The organism is Actinomyces sp. MRS3W (assembly GCF_032465695.1).
Taxonomy (GTDB): Bacteria; Actinomycetota; Actinomycetes; order Actinomycetales; family Actinomycetaceae; genus Actinomyces.
This window is the reverse complement of record NZ_JAWDJJ010000267.1, coordinates 19,175-37,725: the sequence shown is the minus strand read 5'-3', so window position 1 is coordinate 37,725 and position 18,551 is coordinate 19,175. Positions and strand designations below refer to the sequence as shown.

20 protein-coding genes are annotated in these 18,551 nt (G+C 68.1%); 6 read left to right on the top strand and 14 right to left on the bottom strand.

All coding sequences use genetic code 11. The features are described 5' to 3' along the window. On the bottom strand, nt 1-425 hold a 425-nt coding region (locus RWX45_RS10365; protein ID WP_316023644.1), incomplete at its 3' end, for a glycerate kinase. Between the two features lie 48 nt (nt 426-473). After that, a complete protein-coding gene (locus RWX45_RS10360) occupies nt 474-1,862 on the bottom strand; it encodes a M20/M25/M40 family metallo-hydrolase (protein ID WP_316023643.1) in 1,389 nt (462 codons plus the stop codon). Between the two features lie 41 nt (nt 1,863-1,903). Between RWX45_RS10360 and RWX45_RS10355 the strand changes: the two genes are divergently transcribed. Both RWX45_RS10355 and RWX45_RS10350 read left to right on the top strand, forming a co-directional pair. After that, nucleotides 1,904-2,515 carry a DUF3043 domain-containing protein gene (locus RWX45_RS10355; RefSeq protein ID WP_316023642.1) on the top strand — a complete coding sequence of 204 codons (612 nt, stop codon included), beginning with the start codon at nt 1,904-1,906 and terminating at the stop codon, nt 2,513-2,515. A gap of 54 nt (nt 2,516-2,569) precedes the next feature. Beyond that, on the top strand, nt 2,570-3,577 hold the full coding sequence (locus RWX45_RS10350; protein WP_316023641.1) for an aldo/keto reductase family protein: 1,008 nt from the start codon (nt 2,570-2,572) through the stop codon (nt 3,575-3,577). Between the two features lie 19 nt (nt 3,578-3,596). Here the strand turns inward: RWX45_RS10350 and RWX45_RS10345 are convergent, their stop codons facing one another. Further along, complete coding sequence (locus RWX45_RS10345) at nt 3,597-4,646, bottom strand: quinone-dependent dihydroorotate dehydrogenase (protein WP_316023640.1); 1,050 nt, start codon at nt 4,644-4,646, stop codon at nt 3,597-3,599. A gap of 141 nt (nt 4,647-4,787) precedes the next feature. Here RWX45_RS10345 and RWX45_RS10340 point away from each other — a divergent pair, with 141 nt between their 5' ends. The 4 genes from RWX45_RS10340 to RWX45_RS10325 all read left to right on the top strand — a co-directional run bounded on the left by RWX45_RS10340 (nt 4,788) and on the right by RWX45_RS10325 (nt 7,537). Then, nucleotides 4,788-5,693 (top strand): neutral zinc metallopeptidase, encoded by a 906-nt coding sequence (locus tag RWX45_RS10340; RefSeq protein WP_316023639.1) that lies wholly within the window; start codon nt 4,788-4,790, stop codon nt 5,691-5,693. A gap of 23 nt (nt 5,694-5,716) precedes the next feature. After that, complete coding sequence (locus tag RWX45_RS10335; RefSeq protein ID WP_316023638.1) at nt 5,717-6,121, top strand: DUF488 domain-containing protein; 405 nt, start codon at nt 5,717-5,719, stop codon at nt 6,119-6,121. Between the two features lie 5 nt (nt 6,122-6,126). Beyond that, a complete protein-coding gene (locus RWX45_RS10330; RefSeq protein WP_316023637.1) occupies nt 6,127-6,942 on the top strand; it encodes a MerR family transcriptional regulator in 816 nt (271 codons plus the stop codon). Nucleotides 6,943-7,042: 100 nt separating this feature from the next. After that, nucleotides 7,043-7,537, top strand: coding sequence for a flavodoxin domain-containing protein (locus RWX45_RS10325; RefSeq protein WP_316023636.1), 495 nt, complete (start codon nt 7,043-7,045; stop codon nt 7,535-7,537). Between the two features lie 6 nt (nt 7,538-7,543). Here the strand turns inward: RWX45_RS10325 and RWX45_RS10320 are convergent, their stop codons facing one another. The 11 genes from RWX45_RS10320 to RWX45_RS10270 all read right to left on the bottom strand — a co-directional run bounded on the left by RWX45_RS10320 (nt 7,544) and on the right by RWX45_RS10270 (nt 18,519). Continuing rightward, a complete protein-coding gene (locus tag RWX45_RS10320) occupies nt 7,544-7,915 on the bottom strand; it encodes a metal-sulfur cluster assembly factor (RefSeq protein ID WP_316023635.1) in 372 nt (123 codons plus the stop codon). A 60-nt stretch (nt 7,916-7,975) separates the two neighbouring features. Continuing rightward, entirely contained in the window at nt 7,976-8,446 is a 471-nt protein-coding gene (sufU, locus tag RWX45_RS10315) for a Fe-S cluster assembly sulfur transfer protein SufU (RefSeq protein ID WP_316023634.1), read from the bottom strand. 2 nt (nt 8,447-8,448) lie between these two features. Next, nucleotides 8,449-9,807 (bottom strand): SufS family cysteine desulfurase, encoded by a 1,359-nt coding sequence (locus tag RWX45_RS10310; protein WP_316023633.1) that lies wholly within the window; start codon nt 9,805-9,807, stop codon nt 8,449-8,451. A gap of 67 nt (nt 9,808-9,874) precedes the next feature. Continuing rightward, a complete protein-coding gene (sufC, locus tag RWX45_RS10305; RefSeq protein ID WP_316023632.1) occupies nt 9,875-10,624 on the bottom strand; it encodes a Fe-S cluster assembly ATPase SufC in 750 nt (249 codons plus the stop codon). 63 nt (nt 10,625-10,687) lie between these two features. Beyond that, nucleotides 10,688-11,944 carry a Fe-S cluster assembly protein SufD gene (gene sufD / locus RWX45_RS10300; RefSeq protein WP_316023631.1) on the bottom strand — a complete coding sequence of 419 codons (1,257 nt, stop codon included), beginning with the start codon at nt 11,942-11,944 and terminating at the stop codon, nt 10,688-10,690. A gap of 74 nt (nt 11,945-12,018) precedes the next feature. Continuing rightward, nucleotides 12,019-13,458, bottom strand: coding sequence for a Fe-S cluster assembly protein SufB (sufB, locus tag RWX45_RS10295; protein WP_316023630.1), 1,440 nt, complete (start codon nt 13,456-13,458; stop codon nt 12,019-12,021). Further along, nucleotides 13,455-14,189: a helix-turn-helix transcriptional regulator gene (locus RWX45_RS10290; protein ID WP_316023629.1), complete on the bottom strand. Its 735-nt coding sequence runs from the start codon at nt 14,187-14,189 to the stop codon at nt 13,455-13,457. Before RWX45_RS10290 ends, sufB begins: the two co-directional genes overlap by 4 nt. A gap of 168 nt (nt 14,190-14,357) precedes the next feature. Then, nucleotides 14,358-15,278, bottom strand: a complete 921-nt coding sequence (locus RWX45_RS10285) for a glycosyl hydrolase family 32 (protein ID WP_316023628.1) — start codon at nt 15,276-15,278, stop codon at nt 14,358-14,360. A 3-nt stretch (nt 15,279-15,281) separates the two neighbouring features. After that, nucleotides 15,282-16,223: a carbohydrate ABC transporter permease gene (locus RWX45_RS10280; protein WP_316023627.1), complete on the bottom strand. Its 942-nt coding sequence runs from the start codon at nt 16,221-16,223 to the stop codon at nt 15,282-15,284. Nucleotide 16,224: 1 nt separating this feature from the next. Next, the gene (locus tag RWX45_RS10275) at nt 16,225-17,151 is read right to left on the bottom strand and encodes a sugar ABC transporter permease (protein WP_316023626.1); all 927 of its coding nucleotides are present in this window, start codon (nt 17,149-17,151) and stop codon (nt 16,225-16,227) included. Between the two features lie 66 nt (nt 17,152-17,217). Beyond that, nucleotides 17,218-18,519 carry a sugar ABC transporter substrate-binding protein gene (locus RWX45_RS10270; RefSeq protein ID WP_316023625.1) on the bottom strand — a complete coding sequence of 434 codons (1,302 nt, stop codon included), beginning with the start codon at nt 18,517-18,519 and terminating at the stop codon, nt 17,218-17,220. Nucleotides 18,520-18,551 lie beyond the last annotated feature (32 nt).

Sequence of the window (18,551 nt, the reverse complement as noted above, 5' to 3'; positions counted from 1 at the left end):
GTCTCCTGCAGGGCGGTGGCGAGCACCTGGCCCAGGCCCGTCGTCGTCCCTGACTCGGCCTCCTCCTCCGCCTGACGCCGGTCGGCCGGCAGGGCCACGAGCCGGGCCGCGTCGAGGAACCACGTGGTGCCCTGGGCGGCAGGCGCCTGAGCCGCTGGTGGGACCTGAGCCGGCTGTAACCGCAGCAGGTCTACCTCCCGGATCTGCCCCAGAGGGCCGGGAGCGTGCAGGACGGTGCGAGCAACGACATGCGCGTCGCTCACCGCCTGCGCGGTGCCGGGACCGCCGTCGGGCAGCGGGAGCAGCGTGAGGACGTCGTCGGGGCGGGCGTGCGCCCAGCCCTCGGCCAGCGCGACGGCAACGGCGTCGGCGCCCAGCCCCAGGCCCGGCGCCACCACCGGAATGCCGCCGGGTTCGGGATACATGGGCCCCGGCGCGAGCAACACTCGCATGCGTCTGCTACCCGCTCGCACTCAGTCCGCGGCGACCACACCGCCGAGGCGGGCCAGCAGCAGGATTTCCGCGGCGACAATGTGCTCCAGGTCGCCCAGGTGCATGGACTCGTCCTCGCTATGAGCGCGCGAGTCCGGATCCTCAATGCCGGTGACGAGGACCTGGGCGCCCGGGAAGGTCTCCTTAAGAGTGGAGATGAAGGGGATGGAACCACCCTGGCCGATGTTGACGGCCTCGGTACCGAAAGCGGTGCTCAGCGCCCAGTGGGCGGCGTCGCCAGCCGGGGTGTCGGTGGTGCCGTCGAAGGCCGGCCCCATCTCCCCGGCGCTGACCGTGAGGTGCGCGCCGAAGGGCACATGCGAGCGCAGGTGAGCGGTCAGGGCATCCAACGCGGCGGCCGGGTCCTGTCCGGGGGCGATGCGCAGGGACAGGCGCGCAGTGCAGCTGGGGGCCAGCACATTGCCCGACACCTGCAGGGGGGTGACCTCCATCCCGATGACGGCGAGGGCCGGCTTCGTCCACAGCCTGGCGGTGAGGTCGCCGGTTCCCGCCAACTGGACACCGTCGAGCACGCCGGCGTCGGCACGGAAGTCCGCCTCGGCGTAATCCGGGAAACCGGCCGTGGCCGCGGGGCGGGAGACGAGCCCGGGCACGGCGACGTCACCGTGCTCATCGTGCAGGGTAGCCACCAGCCGGCACATGGAGGTGACGGCGTCGAGCACCGGGCCGCCGTACTGGCCCGAGTGCAGGGCGTGGTCGAGCACGTCCAGGCGCGCATCCACCTGGATGACGCCGCGCAGGGAGGTCGTCAGTGCCGGCACCCCCACCTTCCAGTTGGAGGAGTCGGCCACGACGATGACGTCGGCATCCAGCTGCTCCCGGTAGGTGTCCAGGAAGGTGGCGAAGGAGGGGGATCCGATCTCCTCCTCCCCCTCGATGAACACGGTCACCGAACAGGGCAGCTCGTCGTCGTTGAGTTCAGCCAGCAGCCGCAGGGCGTGCACATGGGCGATGACGCCGGCGCCGTCGTCGGCGGTCCCCCGCCCGTATAGACGCTCGCCGCGCTGTTCGGCGCGGAAGGGGTCGGCCTGCTGCCATGCCTGCGGGTCGCCGACCGGCTGGACGTCATGGTGGGCGTACAGCAGGACGCGCGGTGATCCGGCCGGCCCATCGCGGTGGGCCAGAACCGCCGGACGACCGGGACCGTCGGGACCGGTCACCGACACCACCTGCGCCTCTAAGCCGGCGGCGGCCAGCAGAGAGGCGACATGGTTGGCGGAACGCTCGACCTGGGCGGGGTCGTGGCCGGAGGCGGAGATGGAGGGGATGCTCACCAGCTCCTTGAGGTCACGGACCACGTGGTCGTAGGAGTCATGGACGGCGGCACGCGCGGCGGCAACTGAGATCATGAGTTGCAGAGTAGCGCGGCCCAGCCGCTACGCTGTCGCCTGTGAACCTGTTCGACAAGCTTCCGTTCAAGAGGCGCAGCGAGGCCGCCGAGGAAGCCACCACGGCCGCCCCCGCCAAGAAGTCCGGCAAGGGCCGCCCCACGCCCAAGCGCAAGGACGCGCAGGCCCGGCATATGCACCCGATCGTGCCCGCCGACCGCAAGGCCGCCAAACGGGAGGCGCGCGCCCGGCAGGACGAGGCGTGGGAGCGCCAGCGCATCGCCATGCAGACCGGCGATGAGCGCTACCTTCCGGCTCGTGACAAGGGCCCGATCAAGCGGTACATCCGTGACTATATCGATGCCCGCTACTCGCTGGGCGAGCTGTTCATGCCGCTGACCCTGGTCCTGCTTATCGTGTTCATCGCCTTCTCCTCCCAGCAGTCCCTGCTCAGCTACTACTTCATGCTGATCATCTACGTGTTCCTGTTCGTGGCCATCGGTGACGCGGTGGTCTGCTGGCGGCTGCTGCGGCGCCGGCTGTACGCCAAGTTCGGCCGGGACAAGGTGCAGGAGCAGGGAATGATCTTCTGGTACATCTTCTCCCGCTGCTTCAACCTGCGGCGCTGGCGTCAGCCCGCCCCCCAGGTGGCGCGTCGCGAATACCCGTCCTGAGCACCACAACGAAATAGTTGCGCGGCAGTACTAGTGTCTGCCTAGACTGTGGTCATGGTCGCATATCGTCATCTTGGAAGCTCCGGGCTGAAGGTCACGGAGATCACCTACGGCAACTGGCTCACCCATGGTTCCCAGGTGGAGGCGGACACCGCCATCGAGTGTGTTCATACGGCACTCGACCTGGGCATCACCAGCTTCGACACCGCCGACGTCTACGCCAATACAGCGGCGGAGGAGGTACTCGGGCGGGCGCTCAAGGGACAGCGCCGCGAGTCCCTGGAAATCTTCACCAAAGTCTACTGGCCCGTCGGCCCCAAGGGCCCCAACGACGTCGGCCTGTCCCGCAAGCACATTCTGGAGAGCATTGACGGCTCGCTGACCCGGCTGGGCACCGACCACGTGGACCTCTACCAGGCGCACCGCTATGACTTTGAGACGCCGCTGGAGGAGACCATGCAGGCCTTCGCCGACGTCGTGCGGGCGGGCAAGGCCCTGTACATCGGCGTCTCGGAGTGGACGGCCGAGCAGATCCGTGCCGGCCAGGAGCTCGCCACCCAAATGGGTTTCCGCCTGGTGTCCAACCAGCCGCAGTACTCCGCCTTGTGGCGGGTCATCGAGGAGAAGGTCGTGCCGGCCTCGACCGAGCTGGGCATGGGCCAGATCGTCTGGTCCCCCATGGCCGAGGGCGTCCTGTCCGGCAAGTACCTGCCCGGGCAGCAGCCGCCGGCCGGCTCACGCGCCACCGACGAGAAGGGCGGCAAGGAGATGATCAGCCGTTGGATGCGCGACGACGTGCTCACCGCCGTCCAAAAGCTGAAGCCGATCGCCGCCGAGGCCGGGTTGACCATGCCACAGCTGGCGATCGCCTGGGTGCTCCAGCACGACTTCATCTCCGCCGCGCTGGTCGGCGCCTCGCGCCCCGAGCAGTTGGTGGAGAACGTCAACGCCTCCGGCGTCAAGCTGGGCAGCGACGTTATGGACGCGATCGACGCGGCCCTCGCCGACGTTATCGAGCGGGACCCGGCGCTCACCCGGTCTCCCGAGGAGCGTCCGGCCTGAGCCCCGCCTGGGGCCTGTCTCAGCGCAAACGGCGCGGGGCAGTTGCCAGGGCGCGGTTGATGCGTCCGGGCCAGGCCGGCCCGTTGTAAATGAAGGCCGTGTACGCCTGGAGGAGGTCGGCCCCGGCGTCGAGCATGAGTTCGGCATCCATGATGGAGGAGATGCCGCCAACGCCGATGATCGTGGGCCCCTCCCCCAGGCGGGCGCGCAGGCGGCGCACCACCTGCAGCGAACGCGGCAGCAGCGGCGCGCCAGACAGGCCGCCCTCCCCCAGGTCGTGGTCGATGGTGGTGTTGGTGGCGACGACGCCGTCCAGCTTCATGTCAAGCACCAGGTCGGCGACGGCGTCGATATCCTCGTCGGCCAGGTCCGGGGAGATTTTCACCAGCAGCGGCACGTGGCGTCCGGCGGCGGCGTCGCCAGCCTCGCGCACGGCGGCGAGGATGGGCCGCAGCGCCTCGACCTCTTGCAGGGTGCGCAGGCCGGGAGTGTTGGGGCTGGAGACGTTGACCACCAGGTAGTCGGCCCAGCGGGCCACTTTCGCGGCCGAGTAGGCGTAGTCGGCGGCGGCTTCCTCAAGCGGGGTGGTTTTGGTCTTGCCGATGTTGGCACCGACGACGATGGAGCGTCCGCGGGGGGTTGAACGCAGCCGACGCAGGCGCTCTGCGGCCTCGTCGGCGCCGGAGTTGTTGAAGCCCATGCGGTTGCGGACGGCACGGGTGGTGGGGTAACGCCACATGCGGGGTTTGTCGTTGCCCGGCTGGGGTCGGGCGGTGAAGGTGCCGACCTCCACGAAGCCGAAGCCGAGCATGTCCATGCCCTCGACGGCCTGCCCCTCCTTGTCCATGCCCGCCGCCAGGCCCAGGATTCCCGGAACCGGGCGCACGAAGGGGCCGCCTTGGTTAGCGGATGGCACCGGGAAGGCGGGGCGGCGCCCGAAGGCCTGCCGGACGACGTCGCGCACGAAGGGCACCTTGCTGGTGGCCTCGATCGCCTCCAGGCAGATGTCGTGGATGACCTCGGGGTCGATGTGCGTGAAGACGGTCTTGTACAGCAAGTCGTAAAGCACGGCTCCAGCGTACTCGCAGCGGGCGCGACCACGCATAGATGCCTCGGGAGCAAGTCCTGTCCGCTAGCCTTGGTCCGCACACAATCAGCACAGCCATGCCCGGCACTGAGCCGGCCATTGTCCGGCAACGAGGTGGGTTCCGTGTCATTCAATCGCAATATCAAGCTCGACCCCAACCGGGTGCAGACGCGCTCCAGCGGCAGACGGGGCGCCGCCATCGGTGGCGGCTCGGTGCTCGCAGTCCTGGCCGTTTTCCTCCTCTCGCAGGTCACCGGGGTGGACCTGTCCGGTCTGCTGGGCGAGCAGGAGGCGGTGTCGGGCACCTCCACCTCATCCACCATCGACACCTCCATGTGCACCAGCGGCGACGCCGCCAACCAGTACACCCAGTGCCGCATGGTCGCCACCGCCGAGTCCCTGGATGCGGTATGGAGCGAGCAGCTGCCCGCCCAGGCCGGCACCACCTACGCTGAGCCCGGCTTCATCCTGTGGGACGGGCAGTCGGTGTCCACCGCATGCGGTTCGGCGTCCAGCGCCGTCGGGCCCTTCTACTGCCCGGGCGACTCCAACGTCTACCTCGACATGAGCTTCTTCTCCGATATGGAGTCCACGCTCGGAGCCGCGGACACGCCGCTGGCCGAGGAGTACATCGTCGCGCACGAGTTCGGCCACCACATTCAGAATCTGCTCGGGGTCATGGACACCGCCGACCGCTCGGGAACCGGCGCGGACTCCGACTCGGTGCGCACCGAGCTGCAGGCTGACTGCTACGCGGGCGTGTGGGTGCACTATGCCGCCACCACGGTGGACCCCGACACCGGCACGGCCTTCCTCGTCGAGCCCACCCAGGATGAGATCGCCACCGCAATCAGCGCCGCCGAATCGGTGGGAGACGACCACATTCAGCAGCGTTCCAGCGGCACCATCAACTCCGACACCTGGACGCACGGCTCCTCCGAACAGCGCGTGCGCTGGTTCACCACCGGCATGAACTCCGGCTCCCTGGAGCAGTGCAACACCTTCTCCGTGGCCGGCTCCCAGCTCTGAGGCGCGGCTCCTACAGTGGTGCCATGACTCCTGCCAGCGCCACCCTGCCCTCCCCCGACGCCGTCGTCCTCAAGGGGGTGCGGGAGGAACCGTCCGTCGACGACGGCGTGCGCGTCCTCGTGGACCGGCTGTGGCCGCGGGGCGTGAGTAAGGAGCGCGCCGCCCTGGATCAGTGGGCGAAGTACGCCACCCCGTCCACCGAGTTGCGGCGGGCCTTCCACTCCGGCCAGTTGGGCTGGCCCGAGTTCGTCGACGCTTACCGCGCCGAGCTGACCGAGCATCCCGCGGCGGCCGCCGTCGAGGAGTTGCGGAGCCGTGCGCTTAGCGGCCGGGTCACGCTGCTGTTCGCCGGCCACGATCACGACCACACCCACGCCCGGGTGCTGCGCGAGGCTGTCCTCGGCGTTCCCGACCCGGACCTGCCCTGAGCCTCATGCGCGTTGCCGAACTCGCTCGGCTCACCGGCACCACCGTGCGCACGGTCCGCTACTACCACAAGCTGGGGCTGCTGCCCGTGCCCGAGGAGCGCGGAGGCTGGCGGGACTACAGCCTCAGCCATGTGGCTCGCCTGTCCCGCATCCGCTGGTTGGTGCAGGCGGGCATTCCGCTCCGGGCCATCGGCCGCATCCTGGACTCCTCCGCCGACCGGACGGCTCGGCCGGATGCCGGCTCGACCAGTGACGCCACCGTGATCGAGGATCTGTCGGGAGCCCTCGAAGCCGTCTCGGCGCACCTGGAGGAGGTGACCCGGCAGCGCGACATGCTGGTCACCTTGCTGGAGCGTGCGCACGAGGGGCTGACCGTCTCCCCCATGCCGCCGCGCATGGTCGCCTTCTTCGACCGGCTGGAGGCGGCCGCCCCCGATGAGCGCACACGCGCCGCGGTACGCCGTGAGCGCGACCTGACCGATGCGGCCTGCTACAGCGGCCGGATGCCTCCCGAGGCGGAGTGCCTCTTCCCCGAGCCCGACGACGGTGAGGACGCCGACGCCCTGGTGGCCTATGGCCGGGACACCGTGGCGCTGAGCGATGCGCAGGTTGAGGAGCGGGCCGCGGACAACATCGCGCGCTTCGAACGCGTGCTCGGACCCCAGCGCTGCCGGGAGCTGGCCCAGGACTTCGACGTCACGGTCCTGCACCCCCTGTTCCAGCTGATTGCCTCAGCAGATCCGGGGTATGCCCGCGTGGCAGTCGCCATGGAGCGACAGCTCGCCGAGGCGGTAGTCCGCTGGCGCGATCGCTCCCCCTGAGCAACCCGGCTGCGGAGGAACCGCACCTCCTTGAGTGCGACGCGGCGTCACACCCGATGCTGAAAGCGCTAGGCAGACGCGATCACGCTTGGAGGATTTCATGACCACCGCACTCATTATCGTCGAGTCGTGCTTCGGCAACACGCGGGCACTCGCCGAGGCCGTGGCCGCGGGGGCCCGGCAGGCGGGTGCCCAAGCGCAGGTCGTCGACGTCGCTCATGCTCCGGCGCAGCCGCCCGCGGGCACCGACCTGCTGGTGCTCGGCGCACCCACCCACAACCGCGGGCTGTCCCGCGCCGCCACCCGCGCCCAGGCCGGCAGCCGGGGCGGCACACCACCGGTGCGGGGCATGCGTGAGTGGCTGGAGACTGCGGTCATTCCCGGGGGCCTGCGCATGGCCGTCTTCGACACCGTCACCGGCCGCAACTGGCTGGCGGGCTCGGCGGCCAAGGCGATCGCGAAGGTACTCGGCCGCATACAGCACCAACCGGGGTCCGTGCGCAGTTTCGTGGTCGCTGGCGTTTCCGGCCCGCTCGCCGACGGCGAGGAGGATGCCGCCTGCGCCTGGGGCGCGGGTCTGGTCAGCGCGCCGTGAGACGCGTCAGACGTTAAAGCCCAGCGCGCGCAGCTGCTCGCGGCCCTCCGGGGTGATCTTGTCCGGACCCCACGGCGGCAGCCACACCCACTGCACGCGTACCTTGTCGGCAATGAGCCCGAGGGCCTGCTGAGCCTGCTCCTCAATGACATCGGTGAGCGGGCAGGCGGCGGTGGTCAGCGTCATGTCAAGCACGATGGTGCCGTCGGGCTCGATGGAGATGCCGTAGAGCAGGCCGAGGTCAACAACGTTAATACCCAGCTCGGGGTCGATGACGTCACGCAGCGCCTCCTCAATGGCGGCAACGTCGACGTCCGCAACGGTGGTGGGCGCGTGCTGGGCGGCCATCGGGTTGGTGTCCGCTGATGTCTGGCTCATATCTCCTCCTGGTCTCGCAGGGTATTCGTGTCGGGGATCAGATCGATGGTGGGACGACGGTCAGCTCGCCCGAGCGCCGGCGTCGAGTGGAACGCCTGCCTTGAGCAACGCATCTTTGAGGGCAATCCATCCCAACAGGGCGCATTTGACCCGGTTGGGGTACTTGGACACGCCCTCGAAGGCGGCCGCGTCCTCAAGCTCATCCAGGATGTTCTCCTCCACGCCGCGGCCGCGTGAGTGCATGAGGGCGTCGAAGCTCGCCTCGAGCCGGGCGACGGTTTCCAGGTCGGCGCCGGTGACCAGGTCGTGCATGACGGAGGTGGAGGCCTGGGAGATGGAGCAGCCGTCCCCCTCCCAGCCGATGGCGGTCAGGTGCCCATCGGTGACCTGCACCCCGAGCGTCACCTCGTCCCCGCAGGTGGGGTTGACCTGGTGAGAGACGGAATCGGGCACCTTAAGGGCGCCGAAGCCGTGGCGTTCGCGGGAGTGGTCGAGGATGACCTGCTGGTAGAGCTGATCGAGGTCGTTCATGTTCACCTCTGGAAGTAGCCGCGGACGTCTGCGACGGCGGCAAGGAAGCGGTCGATGTCTTCGGGAGTCGTGGTCGGCCCGAAGGATATGCGTGCCGAGGAGGGCACCTTGAAGTGGGCGTGGATCGGCTGGGCGCAGTGGTGGCCGGTCCGCACCGCGACGCCCGCGGCGTCGAGCACCTGGCCGACGTCGTGCGGGTGCACGCCCTCGAGGGTGAAGGCGACCACGCCGACGCGCCCGGCCGCCTGCGCGGGCCCGAGAATGCGCAGCCCGGGAACCTCGGCCATGCCCCGCAGGGCTCGCTCCAGCAGACCCTGCTCGGTGGCGTGGAGACGATCCATGCCCAGCCCGGCCAGGTAGTCGACGGCGGCGTGCCAGCCGACGGCCTGGGCCACGGGCTGGCTGCCCGCTTCAAAGCGGGCGGGGGCCGGCATGTAGGTAGATGACTCCATGGTGACGGTTTCGATCATGGAGCCGCCGGTCATCACCGGCGGCATGGCGTCCAGCAGCTCCTCGGTGGCCACCAGTGCGCCAATCCCGGTGGGGCCGAGCATCTTGTGGCTGGACAGGACCATGGCGTCCACCCCGACGGCGGACAGGGCGGCGAAATCCAGCGGCAGGTGCGCAGAGGACTGGCAGGTGTCGAGCACCACGAGCGCGCCGGCGCTGCGCGCCGCGGGCAGAATCTCCTCCAGCGGGGTGATCGCGCCGGACACATTCGAGGCGTGGGTGAGGGCGAGGATCTTGGTACGGTCGGTGATCGCGCCGATGGCGCCCGGGTCGATCCGGCCATCCTCTCTCAGGCGCAGCCAGCGCAAGGTGGCTCCGGTGCGGGCGGCCAGCTCCTGCCAGGGCACGAGATTGGCGTGGTGCTCGGCCACGGTCACCACGATCTCGTCCCCGGCCCCGATGCGCAGGCGCGCACTGGCGTCGGTGGCCGACGCCGACCCGCCGTGGCCCGCGGGGCGGCCGAGGCTGGCGTGACCGATGGCCAGGGCCACCAGGTTGATGGCCTCGGTGGCGTTCTTGGTGAAGACCAGTTGGCTGCCGCGCGCGCCCACGAAGCCGGCGACGGCGTCGCGGGCGTCCTCGAGGGCCGCGGTGGCTTCGTCGGCCAGCTGGTAGGTGGAACGCCCCGCCGCGCCGTTGCTGCGCCGGTAGAAGTCGGCCTCCGCCGCGATGACGGCAGCCGGCTTCTGGCTGGTGGCGGCCCAGTCCAGGTAGGCCAAAGCCTCACCATTGCGCGCCGGACGCTCCAGGTAGGGGAAGTCGGCGCGCACGGCAGTCACCTCGGCGGGCGTGAGCGGCGCGGCCGCCGCTTGGGGAGCGTCCTCCGGCTGGGCTGGAGTCGGCTGGGGCATGTGGTGTGCGCCTCCTGACGATGCGGATGGTTGGATGCGGGTGGGCCGGAGTGTCAACGCGAAGCACTCAAGCGAGGAAGCGGTCGTAGCCCTCGTCCTCGAGGCGGTCGGCCAGGTCGGGGCCGCCCTCCTCGGCGACGCGCCCGTCCACGAATACGTGGATGTGGCTGGGCTTGATATAGCGCAGGATGCGCGTGTAGTGGGTGATGAGCAGGAAGCCGGCGTCGGAGGAGTCGTGGAGCCGGTTGACGCCCTCGGAGACGATGCGCAGGGCATCAATGTCCAGTCCGGAGTCGGTCTCGTCCAGGATGGCGAAGCGGGGCCGTAGCAGCTCCATCTGCAGGATCTCAAAACGCTTCTTCTCTCCCCCGGAGAATCCAGCATTGACGTCGCGCTGGGCGAAGGAGGGGTCCATGCGCAGGTTCTCCATGGCCTGGTTGACCTCGCCGATCCACTGGCGGACCTTGGGGGCCTGCCCGTCGATGGCGGTCTTCGCGGTGCGCAGGAAGTTGGCCACGGTGACGCCGGGAACCTCCACCGGGTACTGCATGGCCAGGAACAGGCCGGAGCGGGCCCGCTCGTCCACCGTCATGTCCAGGAGGTTGACGCCGTCGAGCAGGACCTCGCCCTCGGTCACCTCGTAATCGGGGTGACCGGCAATGGAGTAGGCCAGGGTGGACTTGCCCGAGCCGTTGGGCCCCATGATGGCGTGCACCTCGCGGGAGTCGACGGTGAGGTCGACGCCCTTGAGGATGGGCTTGGGGCCGTCATTGGTGGCGACCTGGACGTGGAGGTTCTTGATCTCGAGGGTGCTCATTGCTGTTGTTTCTTCTTTACTGGTGGGTGTGTCAGACGTGTGGAATGTGCGAGGTCGAAGCGGCTACGCGACGGGGGCGCCGTCGTCGGTCTGCTCGCGTGCGGAGACGAGCCCGGTGAGTTCCAGCTCCTCCTCGATGGCGGCCATGAGGCGCTCCTCGACCTCGGGTACGCGGATCTCGGCGACGATCTCGTTGAAGAAGCCGAGGACTACCAGGCGACGGGCCTCGATCTCGGGGATGCCGCGGGCGCGCAGGTAGAACAGCTGCTCGTCGTCGAAGCGGCCGGTGGCCGAAGCGTGTCCGGCGCCCTCGATGTTGCCGTTCTCGATTTCGAGGTTGGGGATGGAGTCAGCCTTGGCGCCCTCGGTGAGCACGAGGTTGCGGTTGAGCTCGTAGGTGTCGGTGCCGCGGGCGGCCTGGCCGATGAGGCAGTCGCCGACCCACACCGCATGCGCTCCCTCCCCCTGGAGGGCACCCTTATAGGCGACCCGGGAGTAGCAGTGAGGCTCGGTGTGGGCCACGTAGGGCCGGTGCTCCTGGTGCTGGCCGGCGTCGGTGAAGTACACGCCGTAGGCGTCGATGTGCCCGCCCTCGCCGCGGAAGCCGAGGTCGGAGCAGATGCGCACGTCACCGCCCAGGGAGACGACGACGTGCTTGAGGGTGCCGCGTCCCTCAACCCGCACCCGGTGGTTGGAGGCGTGAACGGCGGCGTCCTCCCAGCTCTGAATAGTCACCAGGGTGAGCTCGGCACCTTCGGCGACCGTGACCTCAACGGTCTGGGTGAGCGCTGCGGTGCCGCGGTGGTCGAGCACGACGGTGCCGACGGCGTCCTGCTCGGCGGCGATGAACAGGTGCTGGGCAACGGGCCGGGACAGGTCCGGGTCGTTTCCGGTGGTGGTCACGCGCACGGCCCGCTCCAGGCCGACGCCCGCCCCCAGCGTGACCACGGTGGAGGTGCGGAAGGCGGCCCAGGCCACCACGCCGGTTCGGTCCACGGGCTCACCCACGGTGCCCAGACGCTGATCGTCCCGGGCCACGGTCTCCACGGTGACGCCACCCGGGGCGTCGACGGCAATATCGAGCGGGCTGTCGGCGCTCGCCGCGGTGACGGCGTCAAGGTCGAACAGGGGCGCGAAGCGCTTGATCGGGGTGAAGCGCCACTCCTCTTCACGTCCGCGGGGAACGGGGATGTCCGCCGGGTCGAAGGATGTGGGCCTCTCCGCACGGGAGGAAACGTAACGGCGCTGGCCGCGGGAGTCTCCGTGCGAGTGGGCCCCCTCCAGCGTCGCGCGCGAGTGGTCGGTGGTCAGTTCGGGCATTGGTGCTCCTTGCCGGCTGGATTCCGGCAGCTGGTGGTGAGTAAGGGGGTGCGAGCGCGGCGTCGGCGGCCGCGTCAACCGACGGAGTTCTCCATTTGCAGCTCGATGAGGCGGTTGAGCTCGAGGGCGTATTCCATGGGCAGTTCGCGGGCGATGGGCTCGACGAAGCCGCGCACAATCGTGGCCATGGCTTCGGTCTCGGTCAGTCCGCGCTGCATGAGGTAGAAGAGCTGGTCGGCACTCACCTTGGAGACCGTGGCCTCGTGCCCCATTTCGACGTCGTCGGTGCGCACGTCCACGTAGGGGTAGGTGTCGGAGCGGGAGATCTCATCGACCAGGAGGGCGTCGCACAGGACGTTGGACTTGGAGTGCCGGGCGTTCTTCCGCACCTGCACCAGGCCGCGGTAGCCGGAGCGCCCGCCGCCGCGAGAGATCGACTTGGAGACGATGTGGCTGGAGGTGTGGGGCGCCATGTGGATCATCTTGGCGCCGGTGTCCTGGTGCTGTCCGGCACCGGCGAAGGCGATCGACAGGGCCTCACCACGGGCGTGCGGTCCCATGAGAAAGACCGCCGGGTACTTCATGTTCCGCTTGGAGCCGATGTTGCCGTCCACCCATTCCATGGTGGCGCCCTCCTCACAGGTGGCGCGCTGGGTGACGAGGTTGTAGACGTTGTTCGACCAGTTCTGGATGGTCGTGTAGCGCACGCGAGCGTTCTTCTTGACAATGATCTCAACGATCGCCGAGTGCAGAGAGTCGGTGGAGTAGATGGGGGCGGTGCAGCCCTCGACGTAGTGCACGTAAGAGCCCTCGTCTGCAATGATGAGCGTGCGCTCGAACTGGCCCATGTTCTCGGTGTTGATGCGGAAATAGGCCTGCAGGGGGATCTCCACATGCACGCCCGGCGGCACGTAGATGAAGGAACCGCCCGACCACACCGCCGTGTTGAGAGCAGCGAACTTGTTGTCGCCGGCGGGAACGACCGAGCCGAAGTACTCCCGGAACAGGTCCGGGTACTGCTTGAGCGCGGAGTCGGTGTCGAGGAAGATGACGCCCTGCTCCTGAAGGTCCTCACGGATCTGCTCGTAGACCACCTCGGACTCGTACTGGGCGGCGACGCCGGCCACCAGCCGATCGCGCTCTGCCTGGGGGATACCGAGCCGGTCATAGGTGTTGCGGATGTCCTCCGGCAGGTCCTCCCAGGAGGAGGCCGGCCGGTCGGTGGAACGGACGAAGTACTTGACCTGGTCCATGTCGAAGTCGGACAGGTCAACTCCCCAGGTGGGCATGGGCTTGCGCTCAAAGATCTCATAAGCCTTGAGGCGCTTGTGCAACATCCACTCGGGTTCACCCTTGAGTGCGGAGATCTCGCGCACGACCTGCTCGTCAAGGCCCCTCTTGGCGCTGAGTCCAGCCGCGTCGGAATCGTGCCAGCCGTACTCGTAGGTCTCAGAGATCGACTCGATGATCTCGTCATCGCTGCTGCGCGCAGTCTCGGTCACGGGTGCTGTCATCGGGTTCCTTCCGTTCGCTGGGGCCGTTGGCTCCGCTTGTCTGCCGCTGCTCGGACTGCGCGTTTGCGCAGCGTGGGCATGGCAATGGGTACGTGGGTGGTGCACACGTGCTCGCCGCCGGCGAGGGTCGCCAGTCGCTGTACCGGTACACCGAGGAGACGGGCAAAGGTGCGGGTCTCAGCCTCGCAAAGCTCGTGGAAATGCCCGGCGACGTCGCGCACCGGGCAGTGGCCCTGGCACAGCTGGACAGCATACGTGCCGTCACCGACGTCGCGCACCGTGGCGGCGTATCCGTCCAGGGTCAGCGCATCTGCCAGCGCGCGGGCCCGGTCGGCTGGGTCTTTGCCGGCGGCCTCGACGATGGGCATGTAGCGGCGCTCCAGGTCGCGGCCGCGGGAGGCGGCGAAAGAGTCAATAGCCTCGTCACCGGCTACTTGGGACAGGTAGGACAGCGCGCGGTTGGCCAGGTCGGAGTAGGCCTCACCGAAGGTAGTGCGGGCGTCGGCGGTGGCAACGTAGAAGCGCGCGGGCCGCCCCCGCCGGCGTTTGCCGCTCGTGGACGGGGTATGGATCTGGATTTCGCCGGTCTGCTCAAGTGACGTGATGTGGCGGCGTACTGCGGCGGGCGTGAGATCGAGAACCTTGGCCAGCTGCGCGGCGGACACGGGGCCCTTCTCCACGATGAGGTCGAGGACTCGGGAACGGGTAGAGTCGTCGTCGGCCTGGCTCATGGTTAACTCCTCTCCGCGCCTGTACGGTGCGGGCGGCGAGCCGATTGGGCGTGCCCGCCGCCATGCACCAAAGTTTAACGAACATCATCGTTCCCAAATTCCTGCGTGGCAAGTTTCGGGCACGGTGTCGGCACGTGCGATGGAGCACGTTGACGCTTCCGCCTGGAGTTACGCCCCGGTACGGGATATCAACTCCACCTCGTCCCACGGCAACGGGTCAGGCGCGGAGCCGACGAAGGCACCGTCGACGACGTCGTTGAATCCGGTCAGCACCCACTCGCCGTTGCGCAGCGGGAGCAACTGCCCGGCGTAGAGGTGCTCGGGGCGCACATAACGGGCGGATTCCACATCCCAGGGGCCGAGTGGCCCCTCCCCCTCGGCAATCCACACGCCGCCCGGGCAGGGCTCGGCCTGCATGTCCTGCCCGCAGGAGAAGACCAGCAGGTGGCGGCCATCAACGCGGCGGGACTGGCTCACCTCGAGCTGGCCGAAGCCGCTGGGCGCAGTCAGTGGGGGGAGTACCTCCCAGCGGTCGAGGTCGTCGGAGACGGCATGGCCGATGACGCCGGCGTGCTTGCGGTCCACTCCCCTGGCTCGCGCGGTGATGAGCATGTGCCAGCGTCCTTCATGCTGGAACACGAAGGGGTCCCGCCAGGGCTCATCCCACGGGTAGGACGGATTCCACTTCTCGTACCAGCGGCCGTCAGCCTCCAGCGGCTGTGCGCAGGAGCGTTCGAAGGTGACGCCGTCGGCACTGTCCGCCCAGCCGATCCGCTGCACCATGCCGCCTTCCGTCCGGGAGATTCCGGTGTAGAACACGCGCAAGCCGCCGTCGGGTTTGCGGATGGTGGAGCCGGTCCAGATCGCCTGGTCGTCAAAGGCCGGGCCGTCGGAATGTACCAGCGCGTCGGGCAGCAGCCGCCAGGTGCGGGCGTCGTCGGAGACGGCGTGCCCCAGGGCGGCGCGCCAGTGCCGCCGGTCGGGGTCGTGGAGGGCGCGGGAGGCGCGCAGGAAGAACAGGTGGTATCGCTCCCCGTCGTCGGCGATCCAGTGATCCCACAGCCAGTGATCGGCAAGTGTCAGCGCCATCGCTCACCCCTTGACCGCGGTGCCCGCGAGCGACTGCACGAAGGACCGCTGGAAGATGACGAAGATGATGAGCACGGGCAAGGTGATGAGGGTTCCGTAGGCCATGATCTGCCCCCACACCGGGTTGAGCTGGAAGAAGTACTGCATGCCCACGCTCACTGGTCGCATGGACTCCTGCTGCACCACCATGAGCGGCCACAGGTAGGAGTTCCAGGCGGGCAGCATGGTGATGATGGCGACGGTGGCGAAGGTCGGGCCGGACAGCGGCACGATGATCTTGCGGTAGATGGTCCACCAGCTGGCGCCATCAACGCGGGCGGCCTCGTCGATCTCCTTGGGGATGTCGCCGAAGTGCTGGGCGAACAGGAAGATCGCCAAAGCGTTGGCCACGTAGGGGAGGATCTGCACCTGGTAGGTGTTGAGCATGCCCTGCTTGAGCAGGAATCCGTCCACGGCCCATTGGATCGAGGGCAGTTTCGCCACCCAGAAGACCAGCGGCACGGCGATGGTCTCAAAGGGCACCATAAGGGTGGCCAGCACGAGCGACAGGACGATGTTCTTGCCCTTCCAGCGCATACGGGAGATGGCGAAGCCGATCATGGAGTTGACGATGAGCCCCAGAGCCACGATGGCCACGGTGACAATGACGGAGTTGAGGATGAAGCGTCCTGCGGGGACACGGTCGAATACGCCCGCGTAGTTGTCCAGGCTCAGGTCGCCCACCGGCAGGAAGGCCTGGATGCCGCCGAGGTCGGCGAAGATCTGAGCGTCGGGCTTGAGCGAGGAGAAGATCATGAACAGCAGCGGGAAGACGGCGACGATCGACGCGATGGTCAGCCCGATATAGGTCAGGATCTTGGAGCGGCGCTTGCCCGCGGCGCGGCCGTGCCCCTTCTCGACGGCGACGGTAGCGCTGGGGTGATCGGTTGCGGTTGCGGCGGTCATGTCAGTCTTCCTCCCGAGTGAGGCGGCGCTGGATCAGGCTGATGATGAGGACGGCGATGAAGAAGATGAGCGAGATCGCGCTTCCGTAGCCCATGTCCTGTTCGCGGTAGCCCTTGCGCACGGCGTGGTAGACGAGTGTGGAGGTGGCGTCCTGGGGGCCGCCGGAGGTCATGACGTCGACCTGGACGAACAGTCCCAGGGCGGCGATGGTGATGGTCACCAGGATGAAGACCATGGTGGAGTGCAGTCCCGGCCAGGTGACGTAACGGAAGCGCTGCCAGCCGTTGACACCGTCGAGTGCGGCGGCCTCGTACAAAGCCGGGTCGATGCCCTGCAGTCCGGACAGCCAGATGATCATGTGCAGCCCGACGGCCTGCCAGATGGACAGCACGATGATCGCGGGCATAGCGGTGCCGGGGTTGTTGAGCCAGGCGATCGCCGTCCAGCCGCCACCGGTGATGGTGTTGAGCATGGAGTTGAACAGGCCGTCGTCCTCGTAGAAGAAGCTCCACAGGATGGAGACCACCACCATGGAGGTCACCACCGGCATGAAGATCATGGTGCGGAAGGCGGTGACGCCCTTGACCTTCTGGTTGACCAGGATCGCCAGGGCCAAGGCCAGCGCCGACTGGCAGGGCACCACGATGAGCGCGAAGAACGCGGTATTGGTGAGCGAACGGATGAAGGTCGGGTCGGCGCTGAAGGCGCGGATGAAGTTGTTCAGGCCGATGAAGCTGGGCGGATTGGGAGAGATGAGACGGGCATTCGTCAGGGACAGCACAAAGGTGAGGATGATGGGAATGCCCATGAAGAGCAGGAGAAGCAGCAGGGCGGGCGAGGACATGAGCCACGCCGTCCGTGCCTCCTTGCGCAGCGCGGCGGAGCGGCCTACGCGCTTGGTCGGGGCTGTTGTGCGTGCGGCAGACATATATGTTCCCTTCCCGGTGGGGGCGCCAAAGCGCCCCCACCGGTCATTGAGGATGGCTCCAGGCGATCAGCTGGCCTGGTAGCCGTTGTTGGAGGTGATGTCCGCGTCGATGTCCTTGACGGCCTGATCGAGAGTGGACTGGACATCGGCACCGGAGACGATGTCGCGGGCGGCCTTGTCGAAGATCGAAGAGATGACCTTGTAGCCGGGGGTCGCCGGACGCAGCAGAGCGTAGGCGGTGCCGATCTCGTAGACGGGCTCCAGGGCGCCGCCCTCGCCGTAGTAGTCGGTGTCCGGAGTGGCGGAGGCAACCGACGGGAAGTTACCGATGGCGTTGGAGTACTCCACAAGGTATTCGTCCTGCATGAGGAACTCAATGAAGGCGTTCGCGGCCGTGGGGTTGGAGCTGGTGGCGGACACGCCCCACTGCCAGGAGCCGCCACCCACCTTGGCGCCGTGGCCGAAGTCGACCGGCGGGAGGATGAGGACCTCGTCCTCGCCGAAGGTCTCCTGCGACTGGAGCACCTTCCATCCACCCGCGTAGTAGAGCGGCACCTTGCCCTGGAGGAAGTCCTGCCCATCGGTGGCCGGCGTCTCGGAGGCGTAGCCCTTCTCGAAGCAGGAGCGGAACCACTCGCCCCAGGCGACGGCCTCCGGGCCGTTGAGGAAGCCCTCGGCGGTCTCAAAAGTCTCTCGGTCGATGAGGTCGCCGCCGAAGGACTGCAGCATGGGGGCGTAGGCGTAGGGCCACCACTCGGCGGTGTCCGCCACGGAGAAGTCGATGGCGTAGTCGTAATCGGGCAGCTCGGCCAGCTTGGCCAGGGCATCGTCGAACTCGTCCTTGGTCCAGGGCTGCTCAATCGTGGGGACGGGAATGCCGGCAGCTTCGAAGGCGGACTTGCGTCCGAGGAAGCACAGGGAGGTGTCGTAGGGGCCGACCGAGTACAGGGTGTCGTTCCAGTAGCCCTTGGCCGAATCGATGATGTTGTTCTCCAATTCGGAGGAGATCTGGAGCGGAGCGAGGTATCCCGCCCACGCCCAGTTGGGCATGATCGGACCGTCGAGGTCGAGGATGTCGGGCAGGTCGCCGGCGACGGCGGCCGCGGCGATGGAGTCGTTGTAGGAAGCCTGGGGGAAGTCCTTCAGATCAACCGGGGTATCGGGGTTGGCCTCGTTGAAGGCGTCAACCGCCTTCTTAACGACGGCGAGCTCTTCCGGGTTGCCGCCGTTGTGGGTCCACAGCGTGATGCTGCCGGAGGAAGCGGAACCGGAGCCGGAACTGCCCTGCTGGGAAGAGCAGGCGGCGAGTGTCGCGGCAGCGGCGGCAGTGGCGCCGAGGCCGAGGAAGGTGCGGCGGCTGGGGAACATGATGGGCACTCCTTTGTGGTCCTGAGTAGCTT

Bases quoted from the DNA above. Each gene is read 5' to 3' on its own strand.
- RWX45_RS10360 (WP_316023643.1), bottom strand. From the start codon at position 1,862: ATGATCTCAGTTGCCGCCGCGCGTGCCGCCGTCCATGACTCCTACGAC.
- RWX45_RS10350 (WP_316023641.1), top strand. From the start codon at position 2,570: ATGGTCGCATATCGTCATCTTGGAAGCTCCGGGCTGAAGGTCACGGAG.
- RWX45_RS10335 (WP_316023638.1), top strand. From the start codon at position 5,717: ATGACTCCTGCCAGCGCCACCCTGCCCTCCCCCGACGCCGTCGTCCTC.
- RWX45_RS10330 (WP_316023637.1), top strand. From the start codon at position 6,127: ATGCGCGTTGCCGAACTCGCTCGGCTCACCGGCACCACCGTGCGCACG.
- RWX45_RS10325 (WP_316023636.1), top strand. From the start codon at position 7,043: ATGACCACCGCACTCATTATCGTCGAGTCGTGCTTCGGCAACACGCGG.
- RWX45_RS10320 (WP_316023635.1), bottom strand. From the start codon at position 7,915: ATGAGCCAGACATCAGCGGACACCAACCCGATGGCCGCCCAGCACGCG.
- sufU (WP_316023634.1), bottom strand. From the start codon at position 8,446: ATGAACGACCTCGATCAGCTCTACCAGCAGGTCATCCTCGACCACTCC.
- RWX45_RS10310 (WP_316023633.1), bottom strand. From the start codon at position 9,807: ATGCCCCAGCCGACTCCAGCCCAGCCGGAGGACGCTCCCCAAGCGGCG.
- sufC (WP_316023632.1), bottom strand. From the start codon at position 10,624: ATGAGCACCCTCGAGATCAAGAACCTCCACGTCCAGGTCGCCACCAAT.
- sufD (WP_316023631.1), bottom strand. From the start codon at position 11,944: ATGCCCGAACTGACCACCGACCACTCGCGCGCGACGCTGGAGGGGGCC.
- sufB (WP_316023630.1), bottom strand. From the start codon at position 13,458: ATGACAGCACCCGTGACCGAGACTGCGCGCAGCAGCGATGACGAGATC.
- RWX45_RS10290 (WP_316023629.1), bottom strand. From the start codon at position 14,189: ATGAGCCAGGCCGACGACGACTCTACCCGTTCCCGAGTCCTCGACCTC.
- RWX45_RS10285 (WP_316023628.1), bottom strand. From the start codon at position 15,278: ATGGCGCTGACACTTGCCGATCACTGGCTGTGGGATCACTGGATCGCC.
- RWX45_RS10280 (WP_316023627.1), bottom strand. From the start codon at position 16,223: ATGACCGCCGCAACCGCAACCGATCACCCCAGCGCTACCGTCGCCGTC.
- RWX45_RS10275 (WP_316023626.1), bottom strand. From the start codon at position 17,151: ATGTCTGCCGCACGCACAACAGCCCCGACCAAGCGCGTAGGCCGCTCC.
- RWX45_RS10270 (WP_316023625.1), bottom strand. From the start codon at position 18,519: ATGTTCCCCAGCCGCCGCACCTTCCTCGGCCTCGGCGCCACTGCCGCC.